Consider the following 21,222-nt stretch of genomic DNA (forward strand, 5'->3'; position numbering starts at 1 on the left):
AAGGATCATCGCCATGAGCTCCCAGCCCACCCCGTCGCTCGTCACGATCGACCTCACCGATCCCGGTGAGGGCCTCACCGAGGCGGAGATCCTCGACATCAAGGTGAAGCCCGGCGACACGATCGCCATCAACGACCCGGTGATCGAGGTCGAGACCGCCAAGAGCGCCGTCGAGCTGCCCAGCCACGTCGCCGGCACCGTCACCCGCGTGCTCGTCGCCGTGGGGGACGAGGTCGCCGTGGGCGCCCCGCTCATCGAGGTCGACACCGCGGGCGGGCCCCTGTCGGACGCCCCCGACGGACCCGCCGACGGCGACGTCGCCACCGAGGTGCCCTCGCCCGAGGAGCCCGCGGCCGCGGCGCCGGACCCTGCCGACGCCGAGCCGAAGAACCTCGTGGGCTACGGCGCGAAGGAGGCGCCGCAGCGCCGGCGCCGCCGCCCCGCGGCCCAGGCGGAGCAGGCGGGGGACGAGCAGTACCCGGCCGAGCGCGCCCTCGCGAAGCCGCCCGTGCGCAAGCTCGCCCGCGACCTCGGCATCGCCCTGTCCTCCGTGATCGCGACGGGCCCCGGCGGCACCGTCACCCGCGAGGACGTGCTCGGCGCCCAGCAGCGCGCGATCTCCGGCACGACCTCCGGCGAGAGCGACGCCGACTTCTTCCCCGAGGAGTCCCCGCAGGTCCCCGAGGGACTCGGCGGCGCCATGAAGTCCGTCCGCGACCAGCCCTTCGCCGGCGTCACGAGCGACGAGCGCACCACCCGCGCCCCGATCCGCTCCGTGCGCAAGCGCACCGCCGAGGCGATGGTGGCCTCCGCCTTCACCGCCCCCCACGTCACCGTGTTCAACGAGGTCGACATCACCGCGACCTGGGACATCGTCCAGCAGCTGAAGGCCTCCCGCGAGTGGAAGGACGTCAAGGTCTCCCCGCTCGTCGTGGTCGCCAAGGCGCTGCTCGTCGCGATCCGCCGCAACCCCGAGGTGAACGCCTCCTGGGACGAGGTCGCCGGCGAGATCGTCTACAAGCACTTCGTGAACCTCGGCATCGCCGCGGCCACCCCGCGCGGGCTCATCGTGCCCAACATCAAGGACGCGCACCTCATGACGCTGCGCGAGCTCGCCGACGCGATCGACGACCTCGCCCGCACCGCCCGCGCCGGCCGCACCCCGCTCTCCGCGACCCGCCAGGGCACGATCACCATCACGAACTTCGGCGTGTTCGGCATCGACTCGGGCACCCCGATCCTCAACCCGGGCGAGTCCGTGATCCTCGGCGTCGGCGCGATCAAGGAGAAGCCGTGGGTGGTGGACGGCCAGATCGTCCCCCGCCGCGTCGTGCAGCTCGCCGCGAGCTTCGACCACCGCCTCATCGACGGCGCCCTCGGCGCGGAGCTCCTGCGGGACGTCTCCGCGGTGCTCGAGAACCCGAGCATGGGCCTGGTCTGGGGGTGACCGGCGGCCGGTCCTGGGGCCGGCCTGGGGCCGGCCTGGGTCCGGTCGGGACGAGCATCGGTACCCTGATCCGGTGACCTCGACCCCTCCAGCCCGCGACAGCTCCGCGCGCCGCGACGACCCGCGGATGCACACGGTCGAGATGGCCGCCCTGCAGCTCGACGAGGTCGAGGCCTCGCGGGTGCTCGGCTCCGGCCCCGTGCAGCCCGGCGGGCTCGGCGCGCGGCGCACCGCCCTGCTCGTCGGCGTGGGCGGCGCCGTGGGCGGGGGCCTGCGGTACCTGATCGCGGTCATCGCGCCGACCGTCACGACGCCCACCCTCGTCGAGATCCCGTGGGCGACCCTCTGGGCGAATGTCATCGGCTGCCTCGCGCTCGGCGCGCTCACCGGCGTGCTCGAGGTGCGCCGCGCCCCGGCCTGGACGATGCCGCTGCTGGGCACGGGGCTGTGCGGCGGCTTCACGACGATGTCCGCCGTGGTCGTCGAGGGCTCGGCGATGCTCGGCGCGGACTTCCCGATCCTGGCCCTCGCCTACGGGATGCTCACCGTCTCCCTGAGCCTGGGTGCGGTGGTGCTGGGCCTGCTGGTCGCACGCCGGATCGCCCGCCCCGTCGCGGACCCGGCCCTCCACGACGGCTCCCGCACGCCCGCCGCGCTGCCGGGCCCCGGCGCCCGGGTGCGCTCCGCGGAGTCGCCCGAGTCGCCGGGGTCGCCGGGGTCGCCGGGGTCGCCGGTGTCGCCCGGGGAGGGGGAGGACCGATGATCACCGCGCTGCTGGGCCTCGGAGGCCTCCTCCTCGTCATGATCGGCGCCGGCATCGGCACCGTCGGCCGCTGGGCCCTCGCCGAGCACGGGCCGCGGCTCCTCGCGCGCCGCCTGCCCGATGTCGACCTCGCCGTCGTGCGCCCCTGGATGACCTGGACGGCGAACGTCGTCTCGAGCTTCCTGCTGGGCATCGTCGTCACCCGCCTGGGCGCAGCGACCGGCGGCGCCGGCTACGTGTTCCTGCTGCTCGGGACCGGGCTCTGCGGCGGCCTCTCGGTGCTCTCGACCGCCGCGATGGACGTCGTGGACCTCGTGCGCCGCGGCACCGCCTCGATCGCGCTCGGCTACCTCATGCTCTCCGTCGGCGTCTCCATGGCCTTCCTGTGGCTGGGACTGGTGATCGGCTCGTGACCACCCGTCCCCATCCCGGCGCGCTCCTCGCCGCCGGCGGCGTCCTCGTGCTCGTCGCCGTCGTCTCCGTCCTCGCGGCCGACGCCGCGGGCGGCGGCGCCCTCGCCCTGCTCGACGCGGGCGCCGTCGCCCGGCACGGCGGCCCCGTCGCCTCCCTGATCGCCGATCTCGCCGCCGCGGTGCTGCTGGGCGGCGCCGTCGTCGCCGGCTGGCTGCTGCGCGAGGACGAGGACCGCGTGCGCGCCATGGCCCTCGTCGCGATCGCCGGCGGCGTCACGACCCTCGCCCGCGGCGTCTCCCTCCTGTTCTCCTACGCGGTCGCGACCGGGCAGGCCGTGGGCAGCGAGCGCTTCGGCTCGGACCTGCTCGTCTTCGTCTCCACCGACCTCGGGGTCTGGCTGGTCACGGCGGTGGTCCTCGCGGCGATCGCGACCACGGCCGCCGCGACCGGCTCCTCGGTGGGCCTCGCCCGCACGGTCGCCGTGCTCGCGGGGCTGCTCGCCTTCAGCGCCGCCATGACCGGGCACGCGGCGGGGGACTCGAGCCACGAGGTCGCGACCTCCACGATGCTCGTGCACCTGCTCGCCGTGGGCGTCTGGCTCGGCGGCCTCGGCACCCTCCAGCTGCTCCCCGAGCGCTCCCGGGACGACGCCCGTGTGGTGCGCGGCTACTCGCACCTCGCGCTCGTGTGCTGGATCGCCCTGGCCCTGAGCGGCGTGTGGGCGCTCGCAGTGCGGATGAACGGCCCGGGCGACCTGCTCACGAGCGCCTACGTGCAGATCGGCCTCGCGAAGGCGGCCCTGCTGATCGCCCTCGGCGTGCTCGGCGCCCTGCAGCGCCGTGAGCTCGCGGCCGCAGGGAGCGTCTGGGCGCGGGGCTCCGTCGCCGCCTACCGCCGCCTCGCGCTCCTCGAGCTCGTGCTCATGGCGCTCGCCGTCTCCCTCGCCGCGGCGATGAGCTCCTCCCCGCCGCCCGCCGAGCAGTCCACCCCGCCCTCGGGCCCCGCGGGCCTGCTCACGGGCTACGTGCTGCCGCCCGCGCCGGAGCTCCCCGCGCTGCTCGGCCAGTGGCGTCCCGCGCCCTTCCACCTGGCGCTCTGCGCAGTCGTGCTGCTCGTGTGGTGGCGCGCCGCCGCCCCGGCCCGCCCGCGCCGCGCGACGGCGCGCCTGCTGCTGGGGCTCGGGGCGCTGCTCGTGCTCACACAGGGCCCCTTCGAGGTCTACGCGACCGTCGCCTCCTCCGCGCACCTGCTGCAGCACGTCCTGCTCGCCGCACTCGCCGGGGTGCTGATCGGCAGCGCCCTCACGGTGCCCGAGCGGTGGCGCGCCCTCGCGGGGCGGTCTCAGCTGCTGCTCCTGCTGCCCGCCGCCGTTCCCCTGCTGCTGGTGGGCGCCGCCTATGCGGACTCGCCCGTGCTGCGCCTCGCCCTGGACTCGCATCCCGCGCACCTCGCCCTGCAGCTGATGTCGCTGCTCGCGGGGGCGCTGCCGGTGCTCGCCGTGCGGGCCTCGGCGCGGCCGCTCCTGCTGGCCGCCGTGCCGCTCGCGCTCGCCGCGGCCGGCGGCGCCGCGCTGCTGGGCACGGACGTGCTGCTCGCGGCGAGCTGGTTCGGCGCGACCGGGCGCACCTGGTGGGCCGATGCCCTCGCCGATCAGCGACGCGGCGGCGCCGCGGTGCTGGCCGTGGCCCTGCTCACCGCGATCGCCGCCGTCGTGACGCTGCTGCTGCGCCGCTCGCGGATCAGAAGAGCAGCGAGCGCACCGTCCGCAGGCGCGCGAGGAGCTGCTCGCGGTCGGTGAACGGCACGAGCCGCTCGCCGGTGCCCTCGACCGCGGCGGGCCGACGGGCGCCGCCGCCCAGGAGCGAGCCGATCCGGCCGCGCAGGCCCTCGCCGCCCGTGCCCGGGGCCGGGGCCGTCGGGACCGCGGAGTCCGAGCCCGCGCGCAGACGGCGGAACTGCTCGATCCCCGTCCCCGTCGACCCTGCCGCGCCGTCGAGGCGGGCGCGCAGGAGGTAGGCGGCGACGTCGGCCTGCTCCACGAGCACCGGCAGCACACCGCCGGTGACCCGCTGCTGGCCGAGCACCACGAGATCGTCGCGGCCGCGCGGGAACGCGCCGAGGAAGAGGTCCAGGTCGCCGCTCGACGTGCGGGGGACGACACCCTCGGGGAGGTGGCCGGCGCCGGTCTCGTAGCCGGTCGCGAGGATGATGAGATCCGCGGCGACCGGGCCGAGCCCTGCGACCACGGGACGCCCGTCCTCGACGCCGGTCACGGCGCCCACCGGGGTGATGCGGCCCTCGCGCACGCGGTCCAGGACGTCGTCGGAGACGATCACGGAGTCCTCGAGCAGCGGGGCGGTCGGGGCGGGCAGGCCGACGGAGGCCGGGTCGCCCGCGGCGCGGGAGACGACCGCCTCGGCGATCCTCCCGTTCAGGCGGCCCAGCACGGCCGGCTCGCGCGCGGCGAGCACGTCGCCGGGGGTCCCGGCGATGCGGCGCGGCACCACCCAGTGGCCCGTGCGGACCGACCACTGCACCTCGAGGGCGCGGCGGGCGGCGTCCACCGCGATGTCGGCCGCGGACTGCCCCGATCCCACGACGAGCACGCGCTGCCCCTCGAGGCCGTCCGCCCCGTTCCACTGCGAGGAGTGGATGACCCGGGTGCCGTGTCCCACCTCCGACGCCCACGCGGGGCGGTGGGGGCGCTCGGCGATGCCGTGCGCGGAGACCACGGCGCCGTAGACGTGGATCTCGCCGGTGGAGAGCTCCACCTGCCACACGCCGTCCTCGAAGGGGCGCGCCGAGCGCACCTCGACACCGGGGCGGAAGTGCGCGGTGAGCTCGTGGCGCGCGGCGTAGGCCCGCAGGTACTTCGCCATCTGGCCGGGCGTGAGGAACTCGGGGAAGGACACCGGCTGCAGCATGTCCTCGTACTGCGTGCTCTCACGGGACGAGACCATCTCGAGCGCGGGCCACACCGGGGAGTCCTCGCGCTGCAGGTTCCAGATGCCGCCCACGTCCTTCGCGCGGTCCACGAGGTCGAAGGGGACCTCGAGCGCCTTGAGCGCGGCCGCGGCGGCCAGTCCCGCCGGACCGGCACCGATGACGAGCACCTTCGCGCGCGTGGGGACCGGATCGTGCAGGTCGTGCTGCTCGGGCATGGAGAGCCTTTCGGATCGAGGAGCGGGCGGGCCCATCCTAGACGCCCGCGGTGGCCGCCTCCCGGGCCAGCTGGAGCGCACCCGGGAGGCCGTCGATCGCCTCACGGTGCTCGCGGCCGGCGGCCTCGAACCCCGTCACGAGCTCGTCGTGGATGGGCCCGGGGGTCGCGAGCACCGAGCCGGCGAGCACCACCGGCAGGTCGAGCGCGGGATCGAGCTGCCGCACCGTCTCCGTCACGTGCCGCACCACCGAGTCGAGGATGTCCCGCGCCGTGGGGTCCTCGGGGACCGTGCCCGGCAGCGGCGCGAAGCGGCCCAGCTCGGCGAGGTTGCCGGGAGGGGCGATGCGGGCGATCGCCCGGGCGAGGTCGTCGCGCACGTCCCCGGTGGGCGAGGGCGGGAGCAGCCCGTCGCGGAGGTCGAGGTCGAGCATGTCGCCCAGACGCTCCGTGAGCAGCGTCCGACGGCCGCGGCCGTCGATGTCCGCGGCGACGACCTGCAGGGTGCGCCGTCCGATCCACACCGCGGAGCCCACGTCCCCCAGCAGCGGGCCCATGCCGTCCCGCCGCGCGACGACCCGGCGGTCCTCGATGCGCACCGCGACGGCGCCCGTGCCGGCCCGCACGAGCAGACCCGAGTCGCCCACGCCGCCCGCGAGGAAGGACGTCAGCAGCCCGCGCCCCACGACGATCCGGGAGGCGGGGACCGCCGGGCGGGCGAGCGGGGAGAAGAGGCTCTCGCCGAGGGACTGCGCCTCCTCGAGCTCCGTGTGGGCGAGGCCGTGCACGCCGAGGGACACGGCGACCAGGTGCGGGGGAGCGCCCCGCTCCTCCCGCAGCGCATCGATCGCGCGATGGGCGGTCGCGCCGAGGAGGTCGAGCTTCTGCTCGGGGCGGGCCCCGGGCGTCGCCCCCGGGCCGTCGAGGTCGAGGACGGGCGACGTGCCCGCGGCGACCGGGGCGAGCACCACCCGGCTGCGGGTCGTCCCGATGAATCCCGCGAGCACGAGCGGGGCGCTCGGCGAGGGGCCGGAGGAGGGGGTGACGGGGTCCATGGGCTCTCCCTGCGCAGTCCTATCCTGAGCGGGACGCACGTCCCGAGGAGGTGGGCACATGATCGCACGGTCAGCAGGGGATCCCGTGGCCGGGGAACCCGCTCCGGGGACGAGCCCGCTCCCGCTCGCGGCCCGCCTCCCCGCCGGCGATCCGCTCGGCGCCCTGGAGCGGATCGCCGCCGGTCCCGTGCACCCGGCCGTGCTCGAGCTGCCGGCCGTGGACCCGGGCCCCTGGGCGGAGCTCGCCGCCGCGGCCCGGGAGGCCCTGCCCGGGGCGCTGCTCGCCGTGCGCGCGCAGGAGGACCCGACGGCGGGGGACCCGACGGGGGAGGGTCTCGCGGCGGGGGCGGCGCTCCTCCCCTCGGCCGCAGCGCTCCTCCCCTCGGCCGCAGCGCTGGGCACCGTCGACGACGTGGACGCGACCCGCGCCCTCGGCGATGCGCTCGGCGACCTGCTCGCGGGACTCGGCATCGACGTGCTCCTCGGCCCCGTGCTGCACGTGGCGGGCGGGCCCGACCCGCTCGTCGGCACCGCCGCGGTGGGCCGGGACGGGGACCTCGTCGCCCGGCACGGCCGCGCGCTCGCCGCCGGCGTGCGGGACGCCGGGATCGCCGCCTGCGGGCTCGCCCTGCCGGGGCTCGGCGGGATCCCGTGGGCCGACGCGGCCGGGGACCGGCCGGGGGAGTGGGTGCCCCTCACCGGTGCCCAGTGGCGCGACCACCTGCTCCCGTGGGCGATCGCCCCGTGGCTCGACGCCGTCCTCGCCGCCCCCGTCGGCGCCCCCGCCCTTGGGGAGGGGACCGCCGCCCTCGCTCCCTGGCCCCTTCGGCTGCTCGAGGAGTCCGCCCACGCCCCCTTCCACGGCCTGCTCGTAGCCGGTGACCTCGGCGTCGCCGCCGCCCGCGACGGCCTCGACCTGCCCGCGGCGGTCCTCGCCGCCGCCCGCGCCGGGGCGCACGTGCTGCACGTCGGCGACCCGTCGGCCCTGGCCCCCGCCGCCGCGGCGCTCCGCGAGGCCGAGCGCACCGGGGAGCTGCCCCCGGAGCTCCTCGCCCAGCGCACCGGGGCCGCCGCGGAGCGGCTCGCCGCGCTGCGCGCCCGGCGCCGCTGGCTGCCCACCCCGGATCCCGCGGCGGCCGCCGCGGTCCTCGCGGCGCGCTCCTCCGCCCTCGCCCTCCGGGCCGTGCGGGCGCGTCGCGCCGCCCTCGACCTGCGCCCCGTCGCCGTCGTCGACCTCTGCGACCAGGCCGGCGCGGCCGCGCTCGTGGAGGCGCTGCGGGCGCGCCACCTGCAGGCGGAGTCCCCGCTCTACGCGGCGGATCTCGAGGCCGCGCCGCAGCTCCTCGCGCTCACCGGGCGCGGGATGCGGGACCCGGGGGAGACGGAGCGCCTGCGCGCCCTGCTCGGGGCGCGTCCGGACGCGATCGTCGTCCACACGGGCCCGCGCGAGTCCCTGCCCGAGGCCGAGCGCACCGTGAGCACCCTCGGCGCCTCGAGGACCATGCTCGACGCCGCCGTCGCCGCCCTGCTCGGTGACCGATCGGTCTAGCCGGCGCCGGTGCGGGCGCGCGGCGGTCCCGCGGAGAAGAAGCGGAAAAGACCTGGCGCACCGGGGGCGAGGGGTCGTACCGTCGTCCCCATGCGTCTGTGACCCGCCCCCGTCCGTGCCCGCTTCCCGCACCCACCGGAGCTGATCCATGTCCCAGAACGCCTCCTCCCTCGCCGCCCTGCACCTGCGCGCGGAGGGCATCTCCCACGCCTTCGGCGACCGCCGCGTCCTCACCGACGTGAATCTCACCGTGCCCGCAGGCGTCCCCACCGGCCTGCTCGGCGAGAACGGCTCCGGCAAGTCGACCCTGCTGCGGATCCTCGCCGGTGAGCTGCACCCCGACGTCGGCACGGTCAACGCCCCCGGCCCCGTCGGCATGCTCCACCAGGAGCTGCCCCTGGACCCCGAGCGCACCACCGTGGACGGCGCCGTCCAGGACGCCCTGCGCCACGCCCGCCGGCTCGAGCGGGAGCTCACCGCCGCCGGGGAGGCGCTCGCCGAGGTCGGCGAGGGCGGGCCCGCGGGTGACGCAGGCGCCGACGCGGCCGCGGCGCGCTACGACGAGCTGCTCGCCCGCGCGACCCTCGCGGACGTCTGGAACGCGGAGGTCCGCGCCGCGGAGGTCCTCGCCGGCCTCGGCCTCGCGGGACTGCCGGGGGACCGGCTGATCGCCCGCGTCTCCGGAGGACAGCGCGGTCGCCTCGCCCTCGCCCACCTGCTCATCACGCGCCCCACGACGCTCCTGCTCGACGAGCCCACCAACCACCTCGACGACGAGGCCGCGGACTACCTCGCGACACTGCTCGGGGAGCATCCCGGGCCCGTGCTCATCGCGAGCCATGACCGCGCCTTCCTCGACGCCGCGACCCGCGGCCAGCTCGACCTCGACCCCGCGCCCCGGCCTCTCGAGGAGGAGCCCGGCGGGCTCACCGCCTACACCGGCACCTTCACCGACTACCTCCATGCCCGACTCGACGCCCGCGAGCGCTGGGAGCTCCGCTTCCGCGACGAGCAGGAGGAGCTGAAGCGCCTGCGCACCCAGCTCCAGGACTCCCACCAGGTGGGCCACGAGGGCCGCGGTCCCCGCACCGAGTCCCGCATCTCGAAGAAGTTCTACTCGGATCGCAACGCGACCGTCGTCTCCCGGCGCGTGCGCGACGCCGAGCGCCGCTTCCAGGAGCTCGAGCGCACCCAGGTGCGCAAGCCCCCGGCCGAGCTGCACTTCACCGGGGTGCCCGGGGCGAGCCGCGCCGACGGCGGCGTGCTGCTCGCCGCGGCCGACGCCGCCGTCGAGGGGCGGCTCGCCCCCACCTCGGTGAGCCTCAGCGCGGGGGAGAAGCTGCTCATCACCGGCCCCAACGGCAGCGGGAAGTCGACCCTGCTCGCCCTCCTCGCGGGGACCCTCGAGCCCACCTCCGGCACCGTCCGGGCGACCTCCCGGCGGGCCCTGCTCGCCCAGGACGAGGAGGTCGACGAGGACAGGACCGTGCGCGCCCTGCTCGGCGGCCTGCCCGGCGAGGCCGCCCCCGAGCTCATGGGGCTCGTCCACCCCCGCGACCTCGACCGGCCCCTGGGACTCCTCTCCCGGGGCCAGCAGCGGCGCGCCGCCCTCGCCGCCCTGCTCGCCGACCCGCCCGGGCTGCTCCTGCTCGACGAGCCGACCAACCACCTCTCCCTCGACCTCGCGACCCGACTCGAGCGGGCCGTGCAGGACTGGGAGAGCACCGTCGTCATCGCCTCCCACGACCGCTGGCTGCGGCGGCGCTGGCGGGGACGCACGCTCGAGATCGGCGCCGGCTCCCCGTCATGACCGTTCACGTTCCTGGCCGCTGAGCACGGGCGCGGGTGAGGCTGTGCCGCATCCGGCACCCCGCCGCCCAGCTCCCCTGGAGGAACGATGACCGACACCGCCGCGCCCAGCCCGCGCTTCGAGACCCTCGCGATCCACGCGGGGCAGGAGCCCGATCCCACGACCGGCGCCCGCGCGCTGCCGATCTACCAGACCACGAGCTTCGTCTTCGACAGCGCGAAGACCGCCGCGGACCGCTTCGCGCTCGCCGAGCTGGGCCCCATCTACACCCGCATCACCAACCCCACCCAGGAGGCGGTCGAGAACCGCATCGCCGCCCTCGAGGGCGGCGCGGCCGCGCTGCTCGTCGCCTCCGGGCAGAGCGCGATCACGCTCTCGATCCTCACGGTCGCCCAGGCGGGGGACAGCGTCGTCGTCTCCCCGAGCCTGTACGGCGGCACCTACAACCTCTTCAAGAACACCCTCTCCCGCCTCGGCATCGAGCCCGTGTTCGTCGAGGACCCCGACTCCCTGGACTCCTGGCGCGCCGCCGTCCGGCCGAACACCAAGGCCTTCTTCGCCGAGACGATCCCGAACCCGCGCCAGGACGTGCTCGACATCGAGGGCGTCTCCGGCGTCGCCCACGAGGCGGGCGTCCCGCTCATCGTCGACAGCACCATCGCGACCCCGTACCTGCTGCGCCCCCTCGAGCACGGCGCCGACGTCGTCGTCCACTCCGCCACGAAGTTCCTGGGCGGGCACGGCACCACGATCGCCGGCGTCATCGTCGACGGCGGCACCTTCGACTACGCGGCCGAGCCCGAGCGCTTCCCGCTGCTCAACGAGCCCGACCCGAGCTACCACGGCCTCGTCTACACCTCGCTGGTCCCCGCGCTCCCGCCGTACGCGATCCGCGCCCGCGTGGCCCTGCTGCGCGACCTGGGCCCCGCGATCGCCCCGCACAGCGCCTTCCTCATCGCCCAGGGCCTCGAGACCCTCCCGCTGCGCGTGCAGCGCCACGTGGAGAACGCGCAGAAGGTCGCCGAGCACCTGACCACGAAGAAGGGCATCGTCTCCGTCGCCTACGCGGGACTCCCGGACTCGCCCTACTACGAGCGCGCGCAGAAGTACCTCCCGCTCGGCGCGGGCTCGGTGCTCGGCTTCACCCTCGAGGGCGGCCTCGAGGCGGGCACCGCCTTCGTCGACGCCCTCGAGCTGCACTCGCACGTCGCGAACGTCGGCGACGTGCGGAGCCTCGTCATCCACCCCGCCTCGACGACGCACTCGCAGCTGAGCCCCGAGGAGCAGCGCGCGGCGGGCGTCGAGCCGGGCTTCGTGCGCCTCAGCGTGGGCATCGAGCACATCGACGACATCCTCGCGGACCTCGACCGCGGCTTCGCGGCGCTCGGGCTCTGAGGAGCGACCGCCTGGGCCGCGCGGGGCGGGTGCCTCGGCACCCGCCCCGCGCGGTCGATACGCTGGGGACATCATGAGCCGACCCCCCGCCTCCGCCCGCCCGCAGCCGCTCCCGTCCCCCCTCGCGAGCTGGCCGCCCGCCTGGACCCCCGCGGCCGTCGTCTTCGACTGCGACGGCCTGCTCGTGGACACCGAGTCGCGCTGGGTCGTGCTCCAGGACGCGTACCTCGCCTCCCACGGCGCCGCCTTCGACGACGTCACGCGCCGCGCGGTCACCGGGCAGTCCGCGGAGGTCGTCGTCACCACGATCGCCGAGCACGTCGGCAAGGAGCCGCTCGTCGTCGCCGACGAGCTGTTCGCCGCGCACCGTGAGGACGTGACCGAGCAGGAGCCCCCGCTCCCCGGCGCCGTCGAGATCGTGCGCGCCGCCGCCGCGGCCGTCCCCGTCGCCGTCGCCTCCAACTCGCCGCGGGACATGCTCGACGCGAAGCTCGCCGCGATCGGTCTGCTCGACGTGGTCGACGCGACCGTGAGCATCGACGACGTCGCCCACGGCAAGCCGGCCCCGGACCTCTACCTCACCGCCGCCGCGGCCCTCGGCGCCGCGCCGGGCGACTGCCTCGCCCTCGAGGACTCGGAGGTGGGCGCCCGCGCCGCGACCTCCGCGGGCCTGCACCTCCTCGCCGTGCCCTCCGTCCCCGGCCAGGCGCCGGAGGCCCCGCGCACCCTCGACTCCCTCGAGGACCCCGTGCTGAGGGACTGGATCGCCGGATGGGAGCGCCGCCGATGACCGCCGACGCCCCCCGCCCCGTCCCGGACCGCTTCCGCGCGGCCTTCGGCGACTGGACCCCGCAGGCCGTGGTCTTCGACTGCGACGGCCTGCTCCTGGACACCGAGACCGTCTGGCAGAGCGCCCAGGACGCCGTCGTCGCCCAGATCGGCGCCGTGCTGCTCCCCGAGGACGACGAGGTGCTCCACGGCTCGACGATCGAGGTCGCCGCCGAGGTCCTCGCCGCCCGCTCCGGACGCGAGGAGCCCGCCGTGCTCGCGCTGCTGCGCCGCGAGTTCGACCGCGAGCTCTCCGGCGGGATCCGCCTCATGCCCGGCGCCGAGGACACCCTGCGCGAGGCCGCGGCGCGGGTGCCGCTCGGCTGTGCGTCGAACTCGTGGCTCGAGGCGCTCGAGCACAAGCTCACCGCGGGCGGCCTGCGGGACCGCTTCACGGTGCTCGAGGCCTCCGACACCGTCGAGAACCCCAAGCCCGCGCCGGACATGTACGCCTCCGCGGCGCGCGCCCTCGGCGTCGAGCCCGGCGCCGCCCTCGCCCTCGAGGACTCCGGCACCGGGGCCCGCGCCGCCCGGGACGCCGGGCTGCGCCTCATCGCGGTGCCCGTCGCCGGCGCGACGGCGCCCCCGGCGGACCTCGTGCTCGGCAGCCTCGCGGACCCGGAGCTCGCCGCCTGGATCCGCACCTGGTGACCCAGGTCGCGCCCGGCGGCCCGCAGATGACACGGATGTGACGCACACGTCCGCCACCGGGCGCGTCGTGTCCGTTCCCGGTGGATGAGTTGGCCACCGTCCAGGCTCGCGGTGTTCACTGGTCCCCATGACGACCCCCGACGACGCCTCCCGGCCCCTCACCGCCCGTGCGCACGGCTCCGCCCTCCGGGGCCGCGGCTGGCTCAACACGGGCGGGGCGGACCTCAGCCTGGAGGACCTGCGCGGCAAGATCGTGCTCCTCGACTTCTGGACCTTCTGCTGCGTGAACTGTCTCCACGTCCTCGACGAGCTGCGGCCGCTCGAGGAGAAGTGGGCGGAGGAGCTCGTCGTCATCGGCGTGCACTCCCCGAAGTTCGAGTTCGAGAAGGACCCGGTCGCGCTCGAGGCGAACATCGAGCGCTACGAGGTCACCCACCCCGTGCTCGACGACCCCGAGCTGCTCACCTGGACCGAGTACGGCGCCCGCGCCTGGCCCACCCTCATGGTGCTCGACACGCAGGGCCGCATCGCCGGCAACCTCTCCGGCGAGGGCCATGCCGCGAACCTCGACCAGCTGATCGGCCGGCTCGTCGCCGAGGGCGAGGCCGACGGCTCCCTGCGCCGCGGGCCCGCCCCCACCGTGCTCACCGAGCGCGTCCCGCAGACCCTCCGCTTCCCCTCGAAGCTCGCCGCCCTGCCCGACGGCCGGCTCGTCGTCTCCGACGCCGGCCAGCACCGGCTCGTCGTCTTCGAGGTCGACGGCGCGACCGTCGACGAGGTCATCGGCGAGGGCCGCCGCGGCCGCACCGACGGCGACGCGGAGACCGCGCAGCTCGCCGAGCCCAACGGCGTCATCGCCCTCCCGGACGAGATCGCCGAGGAGGTCGGCTACGACCTGCTCGTCGCGGACACCGCCAACCACCTCCTGCGCGGGGTGAAGGTGGGGCAGGACCGCCTGCTCCGCTCCCGCACCGCCACCGAGGTCACGACCGTCGCCGGCACCGGTGCGCAGTGGATGCAGGGCGAGCCGCTGCCCCGTGGCGAGGGCGACCCCCGCAGCTTCTCCCTCTCCACCCCATGGGACCTCACCTGGTCCCATGCGCTGAACCGGGCCGTGATCACCATGGCCGGCATCCACCAGATGTGGACCTTCGACCCCGTCACCGGGGCGCTCATGGTGCTCGCGGGCACCACCCAGGAGGGCCTCGTCGACGGCCCCGTCGTCGGCTCCTGGTGGGCGCAGCCCTCGGGCGTCGACGAGCTCGCCGACGGTCGCATCGTCGTCGCGGACTCCGAGTCCTCGGCCGTGCGCGTCATCGACCCGCAGACGATGACGGTCTCGACGCTCGTGGGCAAGGGGCTGTTCGACTTCGGCCACGTCGACGGCGCGGCGGAGGACGCCCGCCTGCAGCACCCGCTCGGCGTGACCGCTCTGCCCGACGGCCGGATCGCCGTCGCGGACACCTACAACGGCGCGATCCGCCTGATCGACGAGCACGGCGCCGAGGACGGCTCCGCGACCGTCGTCACCGTCGCGACCGATCTCGACGAGCCCTCCGGCGCGATCGTCGGCCCGCCCGTGGACGGGATCGGCCAGCTCGTCGTCGTCGAGTCCGGTGCCCACCGCGTGACCTGGGTGCCCGTCGCGAAGGCCGCCGAGCGCGTCCTGGACCACGGCGCCCAGCGCTCCGAGCGCCCCGCGACCGAGGTGGGCCCCGGCCCGCTCACCGTGCGGGTCCTGTTCACCCCGCCCGAGGGGCACAAGCTCGACAACTCGCTCGGCCCGTCGACGCAGGTCACCGTCTCGACGACCCCGCAGACGATGATCACCGCGGGCAGCGGGGTCGGCACCGACCTCGAGCGGACGATCGAGCTGGACCCCGCGTACACGGAGGGCGTGCTGCACATCAACGCGCGCGCCGCCTCGTGCGATGCGGACCCGGCCGTCGAGTTCCCCGCCTGCCACATGCACCAGCAGGACTGGGGGGTGCCGATCCGCGTCGTCGAGGGCGCGCCCACCACCCTGGACCTCTCGCTGCTCGCCTGACCCCTCCCGGAAGCTGATCGTGGACCTCATCACCGACTTCCCGCTCGGCGACGACCTCGCCGTCGCGCTCCTCATCCTCGGCGTCCTCTCGATCGCCGCGCTCGTCGCGGGGGCCGTCGTGCCCTCCCGGCTGCGGCGCGACGAGGACGGCGCGGAGATCGACCCCGAGCTCGGCCTGCGCCTCGGGCGCGGGCTCAGCGCGGGCGGCTCCGTGATCCTGTGGATCGGCCTCCCGCTCGTGCTGCTCGCGCTCCTCCTGCCGGGGGACACGGACCAGCGGATCCTGCGCTCCGCCCTGATGCTCGTGGGCCTGCTGCTGGGTCCGCTCGCCGCGTGGCGCGGCACCGCCGTGCAGATCGCGGCGCTCGGCCTGGACGAGGAGCGCCGCGGGACCCTGCTGCCGCGCCTCGGCGCGCTGACCGTCGCGGGAGCCCTCGCCCTCGTTGTGCTCCCGGTCTCGCTGTCCCTGTGGTTCCTCCAGCAGGCGGCCTCCGCCCCGCTCGTGGCGCTCGCCGCGGGCGCCGCCGTCTCCGCCCTCGCCCTGCGCGCGACGGCCGTCACCGCGGATGCCGCGGGCGACGCGGCCGCCCTGCTCGTGGGCACGGACGAGCACGAGCTCGCCGCCGACGCCGAGGACAACCTCGGCGCCCCGCTGCTGCGCTCGGCGCGGATGGCCCGCCGTGGCGGCGGCCTCGCCGCGGACCTCGTCGCCGTCGCCGCCGCCCTCGCGGCCCTCGGCCTGCAGATCGGCCTGCCCGTGCTCGCGGGCGAGGCGGTGCTCGTGGTGCTGCTCGCGCTCGGCACGTCCCTGCTCGTCGCCCTCGCCTCCGCCCTCTGGCCGGTCGTGCGCGGGGAGGGGCCGATCGCCGGGCGCCTGCGCCTGGGCGGTCTCGCGCCCGCCCTCGCCGGCGGCGTCGGCGCCGTGGTCGCCGCGGCGCTCTGGCTGCCCTCGGCGTACAAGAACCTGCGCTTCGACCAGGTCGGCATGGGCAGCTTCACCGACACCGCGATCGCGGGCAACGAGCCGATGGCCCGCACGGAGCTCGAGCCGCAGATCGAGTCCGCGGTCACCGACATGTCGCAGTGGATCTCCGCGACCGACGACTCCCGGGACGCCGGCGCCTTCCTCGACGTCCTCACCCTGTACACGATCTCCCCGGCGACCGTGGTCGCGGGCGCCCTCGCGCTCGGCGCCCTCGTGGCCCTCGGCGTCGTGCTGCTCGGCGGGACCCTCGCGGACCGCCACGGCGGGAGCGTGCTGCGCGCGGCCCGCACGAGCCGCACCGGCGGGGCCCTCGGCACCGTCGCGGGCCTCGGCTCCGCGGCCCTCGTCGCCGCCTCCGCCCTGGGCCTCGTGGTCCTCGTCGCGGCCGTGATCAGCGTGCTCTCCGCCGGGATCCCCGCGCTCGCCCTCGCCCTGCTGGTCCATGCGGGCCTCGGCGCCCTCGTCGTCGTCAGCGGCTTCGGGGCCTCGTTCCTCGCGACGACCCTGCTGGACCGTCCCGGTGCGGACCGCGAGCGGCGCGAGGCGGCCACCGCCTCCGCGACCGGTCCCCGCCTGGCGCTGCTGCTCGCCGCCGTGCTCGGCGGCCTCGCGGCCGTCGGCCCCGTCGTCACGACCGTCCAGGTCGCCGCCCGCGCCTCCTCGGTGTGGGAGGAGCGGGCGCTGCACGCGGTCACCCCGCAGTCCGTGACCCTGCTGGGCGGCCTCGCCCTCGGCGTCATGGCCGTGCTGCTGGTCCTCGCCTCGCTCGCCGACGCCGCGCGCCGGGCGGGCGCCCTCGCCGTGGTCGCCGCGCGCGCCGCGCTGCTCGAGGACCAGGACCGCCTGAGCGTCGGCGACCTGCGCGACGGCTCGCGCCGTGCCGCCGTGCCGGCCCTCGCCGTCGCCCTGCTCGCCCCCGTCGTCGCCGCCTACGGGCTGGGGCCGAGCGCGCTGGCCGGCTATGCGGTCGGCGCGGCGCTCACCGCGGCCGGGCTCGGCGTCTGGGCGATCGGCTCCGCCGCGACGCTCGAGGGCGCCGCGGACACGATCGCCGCGGGCCGCTACGGCGGCCCCGGCTCCTGGGGCCACTCCGGCGCCCTCGGCGGCGCCGTGCTCACGGGCGTCCTGCGCTCGACGCTCGGCGCGACCGCCGCCCCGCTGCTGCTGGTCGGCGCGCTCGCGGGGGCCCTCGTGGTCTCCTCGCCGGTCGCGATGATCACCGGCGGCACGAGCCACTACCTGCGCTGGGGCGTGGCCGTCGTCGCGATCGCGATCGTCGTCGTCACCTGGGTGGTCGCCGCGACCGCCCCCGAGGTCGATCTCGAGGACGGCGAGGGCGAGGTCTCCGCGCCGCTCTTCGGCCGCCGGGACGACCGCGACGACGAGGAGCTCGAGACCATCGACTCGATGAGCTGGGAGAGCGACGAGGACCGTCGCTGACGGCCCGCGGGATCAGGCCGCGGGATCCGCGCCGAGACCGCGCAGGACGAAGTCCTCGAGCGCCTCGGGGGAGTAGCGCCGGGCCGTCGGGCCCACGACGAGGCCGTTGACGATCCGCACCGTCGCGTCGACGTCGAGCGCGGGGGAGAAGGAGCCGTCGGCCACGCCGTCCCGGACGATCGTGCGCAGCACCTCCTCGATGAGCACCACGTGCTCCCGCATCCGCGCCGCGTTCTCCGCCGTGAGGGCGGTGCGCATCGTCGAGGACTGCGGCATGTGGAAGGTGAGGGACAGCTCGAGCTGGGTGCGCACGTAGCGGCGCACCGCCTCGACGGGGGAGGGGGCGCCCGCGGTCGAGGCGCGGAGCTGCTCGATGTACCCGGCCGTCTCGTGCATCGCGTAGGCGACCAGGAGCGTGTCCTTGTCCGGGAAGTGGTTGTACATCGCGGTGCGGCCCACCCCGGCGCGCTCGGCGATCGCCGAGAAGGTCACCGCGTCGAAGTCCTGCGCCTCGAGGAGCTCGCCGAGGGCCGCGAAGATCTTCTCCCGGGTGCGCTCGCGGTGCTCCTCGAGCGAGCCGCCGATGATCTTGGGCATCACGCCTCCGGGGTCGTGGGGCCCACGCCCCCGTGTACGCAGGAACCGCAGGCCGATGGCCTGCGGTTCCTGTCCGAGAGCGGGTGACGGGAATCGAACCCGCGCTGTCAGCTTGGGAAGCTGAAGTTCTACCATTGAACTACACCCGCATGCGCCGGCATCGGCCGACGACCTCCGAGAGCATACCCCGTGCCCAGGCCGCGGCGCGAATCGGACGCCGGCTGACGACCACGACGGGGCGGGCTAGGCTGGCACGCGTGCTGCTGAGCGACCACGACATCCGGACCGAGATCGAGGGCGGGCGCGTGCGCCTGGACCCCTTCGACGCGCAGATGATCCAGCCGGCCTCGGTCGACGTGCGCATCGACCGCTACTTCCGGCTCTTCGACAACCACAAGTACGCGATGATCGACCCGTCGGTCGAGCAGGAGGAGCTCACGCGCGAGGTCGCCGTGGACCCCGACGAGCCGTACATGCTCCACCCCGGCGAGTTCGTGCTCGCCTCCACCTACGAGCAGGTGACCCTGCCGGACGACGTCGCCGCGCGGCTCGAGGGGAAGAGCTCGCTCGGGCGCCTGGGCCTGCTGACCCACTCCACCGCGGGCTTCATCGACCCGGGCTTCCAGGGGCACATCACCCTCGAACTCTCGAACATGGCGACGCTCCCCGTGGCGCTGTGGCCGGGCATGAAGATCGGGCAGCTGTGCTTCTTCCGGCTGTCCTCCGCCTCGGACAGCCCCTACGGCAGCGAGGGCAACCACAACCGGTACCACGGCCAGCGCGGTCCCACCGCCTCGCGCTCGCACCTGAACTTCCACCGCACCCGCATCCCCCTCCAGGAGGAGCAGTGACCGCTCGCACCTCCCACCGCCTGCAGCTCCCGCGGGACACCGCGCCGGAGGACGTGCTGACGATGATCACGAACGTGCGCCCCGCGGCCTCCCGCCGCGAGGACGGAACGCTCGACCTCGGCGACGGGGCGCTGCTCGTCCCGGACACCTCACCGCGCGGCGCGGGCCGCTGGACCCTCGAGGTCGACCGGGACCGCGAGGACCCGGCCCCCGAGGGCGGCGACGACCTCCGCGGCTACGGCCGCGCCTTCCCCGAGGGCCTGCCCTTCGGCGCGGAGCGCGAGGCGCTGGACCTCCTGTGGTCCCTCGCGCGGCGCCTGCACGGCGCGGTCGTCACCGACGGCGGGGTGCGCCTCGAGCCGCACCCCTTCCACGTCCGCGACCTCACCGTGGTGAGCCCGCACGCGCTCGCGCCCGAGTCCCTCGCGCAGCTCATCGCGCCGCTCGAGCCCGAGGCGGAGCTCGACGAGGTGCCGGACGGCGCCTCCGTGACCGGCTACAGCGTCACGATCCCGGTGGGGGAGGGCGAGGAGATCGCCCTGCGCGTGGGGCGCAGCTCCGTCCCCACGGCCCTCGCGCGGCTGGGCTGGATCGACGGGGCCGTGGACTACGCGATCGTGCACCTGCCCGCGGATCCCGACGAGGAGGAGACCGAGCTGCCCGACGCGGCGACGGGGGAGCGCTGGATGGCGGCGTACCGTCGGATCGGGCTGCTCGCGGGACTGCTCGTCGAGAGCGTCGGCGGGTACGTCGTGGACCTCGAGGGGTTCCTCGTGGATCCTGCGGATCTCGCCTGAGCTCTCCTCCTCAGCCCGCGGCGGCGGCGGCGCGCCCCGCGCCGCCCAGGCGGATCGGCACGAAGGCCAGCAGGCCGATCGCGATGACGACGACGATCCCGAGGATCCCGGTGCGGGTGTCCTGCGCGATCCAGACCACGAGCGCGAAGGCCGCCGTGCCGAGGAAGCCCAGCGCCCGGCCCGTCGTCGCGTAGAGGCCGAAGTTCTCCGTCTCCCGGCCGGGCTGCGAGAGCCGCGTGAGCAGGTTCCGCGAGGCGGACTGCACCGGGCCCACGAAGAGGCAGATCGCGAGGCCCGCGACCCAGAACACGGCCGTCGCCGGGAGGAGCAGGACCACCAGTCCCAGCACCACGATCGCCGCGCAGCCGCCGATGATCACCGGCCGCGGCCCCACGGCGTCGTCGATCCGGCCGCCCAGGAACACCCCGATACCGGCGACGAGGTTCGCGGCGATGCCGAAGACGATCACCTCGACGGTCGTGAAGCCGTACGCGTTCGCCGCGAGCACGCCCGCGATCGAGAACACGGCGCCCAGGCCGTCGCGGTAGATCGCCGAGGCCACGAGGTACTGCAGCATGACGGGCTCCTCGCGCACCGCCCGCACCACGCGGCGGACGATGTCGGCGTAGCCCTGCCAGGGCGTCCACCGCGCCACGGGCTCGAGGGCCTCGTGGCGGGGCGCCCACAGCAGCAGCGGCAGGGTCAGCGCGAGGATCCACAGCGCGACGAACACGGGGATCGCCCGCAGGTTCCAGCCCGCCTCGGCCGTGATCCCGAGCAGCCCCGTGCCCGGCATGACGAAGCCGACCAGCACCACGCCCAGGCACACGATCGAGCCCCAGTAGCCCACCGCCCACGCGGTCCCCGAGATGCGGCCGCGGTTCGCGGGCGTGGAGATCTCCGGCAGCACCGAGTTCACGAACACCCCCGCGAGCTCGCTCGTCACGACGCCGAGCGCGATGAGGACGGCGCCCCAGACCAGGAAGTCCGGGTCCCGGGCGACCGTGGGCATGAGGGCGACGATCGCGACGGTCGCGAGCGTCGTGATCCGCAGCAGGGCGTTGCGCACCCCGCCGCGGTCCGCGAGGTTCCCCAGAAGCGGGGCGAGCAGCGCGATCGCGACCGCGCCGATCGCCTGCCAGGTGGTGAGGACCTGGGATCCGTGGTCCTGCGCCGCCTTCACCGCGGCGTCGCCCACGGCGCCCTCCGCGGCGACGGCGCTCGCGACGTAGGTGGAGAACACGAAGGTGAGGATCACCGAGCTGAAGGCGGACATCCCCCCGTCCCAGAGCGCGAAGGCGGTGACCGCCCGTCGCAGGGGGTGGGCGGCGGCGGTGCGCGGGGTCGCGGGCATGGGGTCACTGTACGAAGCCCGCGGGCGCCGGCGCAGGATGCCCGTGTTCGCCGAGAGTGAGAAGTCCCCCGGACGGCGG

General features: G+C 75.8%; 17 protein-coding genes and 1 tRNA gene. 13 read left to right on the forward strand and 5 right to left on the reverse strand.

Features of this window, described 5'->3' with window-relative positions; translation table 11 throughout:
• Positions 1-13 precede the first annotated feature (13 nt).
• From NLU66_RS06740 to NLU66_RS06755, 4 genes are all read left to right on the forward strand, one after another.
• The gene (locus NLU66_RS06740) at positions 14-1,447 is read left to right on the forward strand and encodes a dihydrolipoamide acetyltransferase family protein (RefSeq protein ID WP_259362165.1); all 1,434 of its coding nucleotides are present in this window, start codon (positions 14-16) and stop codon (positions 1,445-1,447) included.
• Positions 1,448-1,520: 73 nt separating this feature from the next.
• On the forward strand, positions 1,521-2,210 hold the full coding sequence (locus NLU66_RS06745) for a fluoride efflux transporter FluC (protein WP_259362166.1): 690 nt from the start codon (positions 1,521-1,523) through the stop codon (positions 2,208-2,210).
• Positions 2,207-2,623: a fluoride efflux transporter FluC gene (locus NLU66_RS06750; protein ID WP_259362167.1), complete on the forward strand. Its 417-nt coding sequence runs from the start codon at positions 2,207-2,209 to the stop codon at positions 2,621-2,623. The genes NLU66_RS06745 and NLU66_RS06750 overlap by 4 nt, the downstream gene beginning before the upstream one ends.
• Positions 2,620-4,422 carry a CopD family protein gene (locus tag NLU66_RS06755; protein ID WP_259362168.1) on the forward strand — a complete coding sequence of 601 codons (1,803 nt, stop codon included), beginning with the start codon at positions 2,620-2,622 and terminating at the stop codon, positions 4,420-4,422. The genes NLU66_RS06750 and NLU66_RS06755 overlap by 4 nt, the downstream gene beginning before the upstream one ends.
• On the opposite strand, the gene NLU66_RS06760 is transcribed toward NLU66_RS06755, so the two are convergent.
• Positions 4,364-5,785 (reverse strand): flavin-containing monooxygenase, encoded by a 1,422-nt coding sequence (locus NLU66_RS06760; RefSeq protein WP_259362169.1) that lies wholly within the window; start codon positions 5,783-5,785, stop codon positions 4,364-4,366. The two genes, NLU66_RS06755 and NLU66_RS06760, sit on opposite strands and share 59 nt — an antisense overlap.
• 37 nt (positions 5,786-5,822) lie before the next feature.
• Positions 5,823-6,839, reverse strand: a complete 1,017-nt coding sequence (locus NLU66_RS06765; protein ID WP_259362170.1) for a BadF/BadG/BcrA/BcrD ATPase family protein — start codon at positions 6,837-6,839, stop codon at positions 5,823-5,825.
• A 58-nt stretch (positions 6,840-6,897) separates the two neighbouring features.
• Here NLU66_RS06765 and NLU66_RS06770 point away from each other — a divergent pair, with 58 nt between their 5' ends.
• The 7 genes from NLU66_RS06770 to NLU66_RS06800 all read left to right on the forward strand — a co-directional run bounded on the left by NLU66_RS06770 (position 6,898) and on the right by NLU66_RS06800 (position 17,544).
• Positions 6,898-8,388 (forward strand): glycoside hydrolase family 3 N-terminal domain-containing protein, encoded by a 1,491-nt coding sequence (locus NLU66_RS06770; protein WP_259362171.1) that lies wholly within the window; start codon positions 6,898-6,900, stop codon positions 8,386-8,388.
• 148 nt (positions 8,389-8,536) lie between these two features.
• The gene (locus NLU66_RS06775; protein ID WP_259362172.1) at positions 8,537-10,198 is read left to right on the forward strand and encodes an ABC-F family ATP-binding cassette domain-containing protein; all 1,662 of its coding nucleotides are present in this window, start codon (positions 8,537-8,539) and stop codon (positions 10,196-10,198) included.
• A gap of 87 nt (positions 10,199-10,285) precedes the next feature.
• Complete coding sequence (locus tag NLU66_RS06780) at positions 10,286-11,593, forward strand: bifunctional o-acetylhomoserine/o-acetylserine sulfhydrylase (RefSeq protein WP_259362173.1); 1,308 nt, start codon at positions 10,286-10,288, stop codon at positions 11,591-11,593.
• Positions 11,594-11,666: 73 nt separating this feature from the next.
• Entirely contained in the window at positions 11,667-12,383 is a 717-nt protein-coding gene (locus NLU66_RS06785; RefSeq protein WP_259362174.1) for an HAD family hydrolase, read from the forward strand.
• Positions 12,380-13,072 (forward strand): HAD family hydrolase, encoded by a 693-nt coding sequence (locus NLU66_RS06790; protein WP_259362175.1) that lies wholly within the window; start codon positions 12,380-12,382, stop codon positions 13,070-13,072. Before NLU66_RS06785 ends, NLU66_RS06790 begins: the two co-directional genes overlap by 4 nt.
• Positions 13,073-13,199: 127 nt before the next feature.
• Positions 13,200-15,119: a redoxin domain-containing protein gene (locus tag NLU66_RS06795; RefSeq protein WP_259362176.1), complete on the forward strand. Its 1,920-nt coding sequence runs from the start codon at positions 13,200-13,202 to the stop codon at positions 15,117-15,119.
• Between the two features lie 19 nt (positions 15,120-15,138).
• The gene (locus tag NLU66_RS06800) at positions 15,139-17,544 is read left to right on the forward strand and encodes a pyrophosphatase (RefSeq protein WP_259362177.1); all 2,406 of its coding nucleotides are present in this window, start codon (positions 15,139-15,141) and stop codon (positions 17,542-17,544) included.
• 12 nt (positions 17,545-17,556) lie between these two features.
• Here the strand turns inward: NLU66_RS06800 and NLU66_RS06805 are convergent, their stop codons facing one another.
• On the reverse strand, positions 17,557-18,141 hold the full coding sequence (locus NLU66_RS06805) for a TetR/AcrR family transcriptional regulator (protein WP_259362178.1): 585 nt from the start codon (positions 18,139-18,141) through the stop codon (positions 17,557-17,559).
• Between the two features lie 78 nt (positions 18,142-18,219).
• Positions 18,220-18,290: transfer RNA gene (locus NLU66_RS06810), tRNA-Gly, on the reverse strand.
• A gap of 108 nt (positions 18,291-18,398) precedes the next feature.
• On the opposite strand from NLU66_RS06810, the gene dcd reads away from it, so the two are divergent.
• Together dcd and NLU66_RS06820 are read left to right on the forward strand one after the other, a co-directional pair.
• A complete protein-coding gene (gene dcd / locus NLU66_RS06815; protein ID WP_259362179.1) occupies positions 18,399-18,992 on the forward strand; it encodes a dCTP deaminase in 594 nt (197 codons plus the stop codon).
• Entirely contained in the window at positions 18,989-19,789 is an 801-nt protein-coding gene (locus tag NLU66_RS06820; RefSeq protein ID WP_259362180.1) for a hypothetical protein, read from the forward strand. Before dcd ends, NLU66_RS06820 begins: the two co-directional genes overlap by 4 nt.
• Before the next feature lie 10 nt (positions 19,790-19,799).
• Here NLU66_RS06820 and NLU66_RS06825 read toward each other — a convergent pair whose 3' ends face one another.
• Entirely contained in the window at positions 19,800-21,143 is a 1,344-nt protein-coding gene (locus tag NLU66_RS06825) for an MFS transporter (protein ID WP_259362181.1), read from the reverse strand.
• Positions 21,144-21,222: the final 79 nt, after the last annotated feature.

This window comes from Brachybacterium sp. NBEC-018 (assembly GCF_024860185.1).
GTDB classification, from domain to species: Bacteria; Actinomycetota; Actinomycetes; order Actinomycetales; family Dermabacteraceae; genus Brachybacterium; species Brachybacterium rhamnosum.

Coding starts and splice junctions, on each gene's coding strand:
- NLU66_RS06740 (WP_259362165.1), top strand. CDS start 14: ATGAGCTCCCAGCCCACCCCGTCGCTCGTCACGATCGACCTCACCGAT.
- NLU66_RS06750 (WP_259362167.1), top strand. CDS start 2,207: ATGATCACCGCGCTGCTGGGCCTCGGAGGCCTCCTCCTCGTCATGATC.
- NLU66_RS06760 (WP_259362169.1), bottom strand. CDS start 5,785: ATGCCCGAGCAGCACGACCTGCACGATCCGGTCCCCACGCGCGCGAAG.
- NLU66_RS06765 (WP_259362170.1), bottom strand. CDS start 6,839: ATGGACCCCGTCACCCCCTCCTCCGGCCCCTCGCCGAGCGCCCCGCTC.
- NLU66_RS06770 (WP_259362171.1), top strand. CDS start 6,898: ATGATCGCACGGTCAGCAGGGGATCCCGTGGCCGGGGAACCCGCTCCG.
- NLU66_RS06775 (WP_259362172.1), top strand. CDS start 8,537: ATGTCCCAGAACGCCTCCTCCCTCGCCGCCCTGCACCTGCGCGCGGAG.
- NLU66_RS06780 (WP_259362173.1), top strand. CDS start 10,286: ATGACCGACACCGCCGCGCCCAGCCCGCGCTTCGAGACCCTCGCGATC.
- NLU66_RS06785 (WP_259362174.1), top strand. CDS start 11,667: ATGAGCCGACCCCCCGCCTCCGCCCGCCCGCAGCCGCTCCCGTCCCCC.
- NLU66_RS06790 (WP_259362175.1), top strand. CDS start 12,380: ATGACCGCCGACGCCCCCCGCCCCGTCCCGGACCGCTTCCGCGCGGCC.
- NLU66_RS06795 (WP_259362176.1), top strand. CDS start 13,200: ATGACGACCCCCGACGACGCCTCCCGGCCCCTCACCGCCCGTGCGCAC.
- NLU66_RS06805 (WP_259362178.1), bottom strand. CDS start 18,141: ATGCCCAAGATCATCGGCGGCTCGCTCGAGGAGCACCGCGAGCGCACC.
- NLU66_RS06825 (WP_259362181.1), bottom strand. CDS start 21,143: ATGCCCGCGACCCCGCGCACCGCCGCCGCCCACCCCCTGCGACGGGCG.